Source organism: Limnofasciculus baicalensis BBK-W-15 (assembly GCF_024178385.1).
Lineage (GTDB): Bacteria > Cyanobacteriota > Cyanobacteriia > Cyanobacteriales > Coleofasciculaceae > Limnofasciculus > Limnofasciculus baicalensis.
Window position 1 is genome coordinate 1 of record NZ_JAMZMM010000567.1, and the last position, 2,744, is coordinate 2,744.

At 40.9% G+C, this 2,744-nt stretch carries 3 protein-coding genes; 2 read left to right on the forward strand and 1 reads right to left on the reverse strand.

The features are described from left to right. Positions 1-129 precede the first annotated feature (129 nt). Positions 130-345, forward strand: coding sequence for a DUF2281 domain-containing protein (locus tag NJ959_RS28175; protein WP_254015075.1), 216 nt, complete (start codon positions 130-132; stop codon positions 343-345). Between the two features lie 3 nt (positions 346-348). Beyond that, entirely contained in the window at positions 349-612 is a 264-nt protein-coding gene (locus NJ959_RS28180; RefSeq protein ID WP_254015076.1) for a type II toxin-antitoxin system RelE family toxin, read from the forward strand. A 63-nt stretch (positions 613-675) separates the two neighbouring features. Here the strand turns inward: NJ959_RS28180 and NJ959_RS28185 are convergent. Further along, positions 676-2,744: CBS domain-containing protein (locus NJ959_RS28185; protein WP_254015077.1), on the reverse strand; the 2,069-nt coding region annotated here is incomplete at its 5' end.

Sequence of the window (2,744 nt, forward strand, 5' to 3'; positions counted from 1 at the left end):
GTTCTCAGTTTAGCAAATATTTAATATACTACTAATGATATAACAATAATTATCAATTGTTTGGCTGAAAAAATAGCAAATCCTATAGCCTAAGAGTAAAATACTTATACCAAACAAATATATCGGCAAATGACCACAAAAGATCTCATTCTCCAAAACCTCGATCAGCTTCCAGAAGATCTTTGGCGAGAAGTCCTAGATTTCGTCCTTTTCTTGCGTTACAAGCAAAATCGAACTGAAGATATTGACGAGGAAGACATTGAAGATTTAGCAGATGCAGAATCTGCTCTTGCTGAAGAAGGCTTCATTTCCCTAGCTGAAGTCAAAAGAGAATTGGGACTTTGATCGATGCCTTATGTAATTGGCTTTAAACCCTCAGCCCTGCGTCAACTCCGGAAGTTGGATCGAGAAAATCAAACTCTGTTGATTGCTGCGATTGAGTCTCTGTCTGAAAATCCTCGACCTGACGGCTGCAAGAAACTCAAAGGACAAACAAATCTATATAGGATTCGAGTTGCTCGTATTTACCGTATTGTTTACGAAGTGAAGGATAAACAGCTTGTAATTACCATTCTTAAAGTTGGTAATCGCCGCGATATATATCGACAATGATGGATATATAAAAGTTTTACCACTATACGCGATCGCTATTCGATCGCGTTTCAGAAGCTTTCTCTAAAATTTTTGATCGCCTCCAACAGGATAATATTTCTCCAGAAATCCTCTCCCATCCTCCTCATCTTTAATTACTCCATCTAAAGTGACCTCCAATAACGCCTGCAAAATCTCTTTAAATTGGGGTCCTGGTTTATAACCCATCCGTTTTAGCTCATTGCCATTCAAGGGAGGATGAACATTTGCCCAAATAGTAAAATATTGCCATATTTGCCGTCTAATTACTCTCGGACTATGGACTCCAATCAAAACTAACATCCCTCGATTATACTTACGCAGGAGTCGGACAAATTCACTGGTACGCCGACAGCGAGGAAGAGATTCAATTATCTCTTTTTGGGCATTTTCTAAATTCTGAAGCCGTTCGATACTATCTAAGGGTAGATGTAAATTTTCAGCCACTTTTCCTCTTTCCTCTGGCGCTAAATGGGCAATCAATACTTCCAGTATTATCTCCCAATGCCTTAAATTTTCACTCCGATCGAACCTTCGTAACCAACGATCGACTAAACGTACTCGCCACCACAATTGCTCATCTAAATGCAAATTAGGATGAAGACAGCGCAAGGCTTCTAAATGCCCTAAAAGTTGTAATGCTCTTTGCCAGTAAGGAGCCTGAAAAATATATTTTAATTCTTGTTTGAGTCTAGTTTGTAAGGCAGGCGCTTTGCTATTCTTAGCAAGAGATCGCTCGTATACGCCACTTGCCAAGGCATATCTAATATATGCTTCCGTTTGTGGTTCTATTTCAAATCCTAAACGAACAGCAAACCGCACGGCTCGATAAATTCGGGTTGGATCTTCGATAAAACTATTGGCGTGCAATACTCTAATTTGGCGCGATCGCAAATCTAATAATCCACCAAAGAAATCCAATAAAGGCAAGTCATATTTGGGATTTTGGCTTCCTTGTATCCGTTGGTGATTTGGGCTTATCCCTGGCTCATCCTGGGCTGGGGTAGGGGCAGAGTAAGACTTCGGGATATCAGTCAGTCTAAGTGCGATCGCATTTATGGTAAAATCTCGCCGATAAAGATCTTGGCGAATTGAGCTAGCTTCAACTTCTGGATTTGCTGCCGGATAGGGATAAAATTCAGTTCTAGCCGTAGCAATATCTACCCAAAGAGAACCTAAAATTGGGTCATTATGCCATAATAAAGCCGCTGTTTGAAAAGCACCATGAATCTCTAATCGCACTTTTGGATAACGTTTTTGCAGCGCCTTTGCTAGGGTTACACCTCCGCCCACATCTCCTGATTTATGAAAACCGTCTACCACTAAGTCAAGATCGTTTAGTAGTATACTTTTATCCTTATCTGCTAATAATAAATCTCTCACAGCACCTCCTACTAAATAGAGATGCCAACCCCGTTTTTGGGCTTCCTCTGCTGCTCTAGTAAGAAGTTGCCAAAGTTCAGGTGCAAGACGTTGTTGTAGATTAGTAATTTCACCAGTAATATTATTCATTGGCAAAGGACAATAATTCTCCCCACTCCCCACTCCAAAAAACCCACTCCCCACCTGATGGAGTTGCCGCAAAACGTCAGTACGAGTGACAATTCCGACTAATTCATCATTCTCTAAAACTGGTAATCTTCCAATATCATAAGTCACCATCAATGACTCAATTTCTGGCAGTGAAGTGAGGGGAGTAATAGTCTTGACATTTCGGGTCATATACCCTTTAACTGGTGCATGACTGAAACCGTGATGTAATGCCAAATCGAGATCTCTTCTAGAGATAATGCCCACCAATTTATCTGTTTCATCAACAACTGAAAGCCCCGAATGTCCATAACGTAATAAAATTCTTTGCGCTTCACTAATTGTAGTTTCTGGACGAATTGTCCGCACTGGAGATGACATTAATTCCCGTGCTGTTAGCGGTTGGGGAATTTGGTATTTCAGTTGGTTAATGAATTGTTCAATAATTTCTAGAGGATTAACTTCACGCAAATTAACTGCTGCTGCTTGAGAATGTCCACCCCCTCCCCATGGTTGGCATAACTCATTCAAATTAGTCCCCTCAATTCGCGTGCGCCCAATTATTGTCAGGCGGGAGTGGGGAG

What these genes read in the sequence shown, in the direction of transcription:
- NJ959_RS28180 (WP_254015076.1), top strand. Translation starts at nt 349, where the DNA reads ATGCCTTATGTAATTGGCTTTAAACCCTCAGCCCTGCGTCAACTCCGG.
- NJ959_RS28175 (WP_254015075.1), top strand. Translation starts at nt 130, where the DNA reads ATGACCACAAAAGATCTCATTCTCCAAAACCTCGATCAGCTTCCAGAA.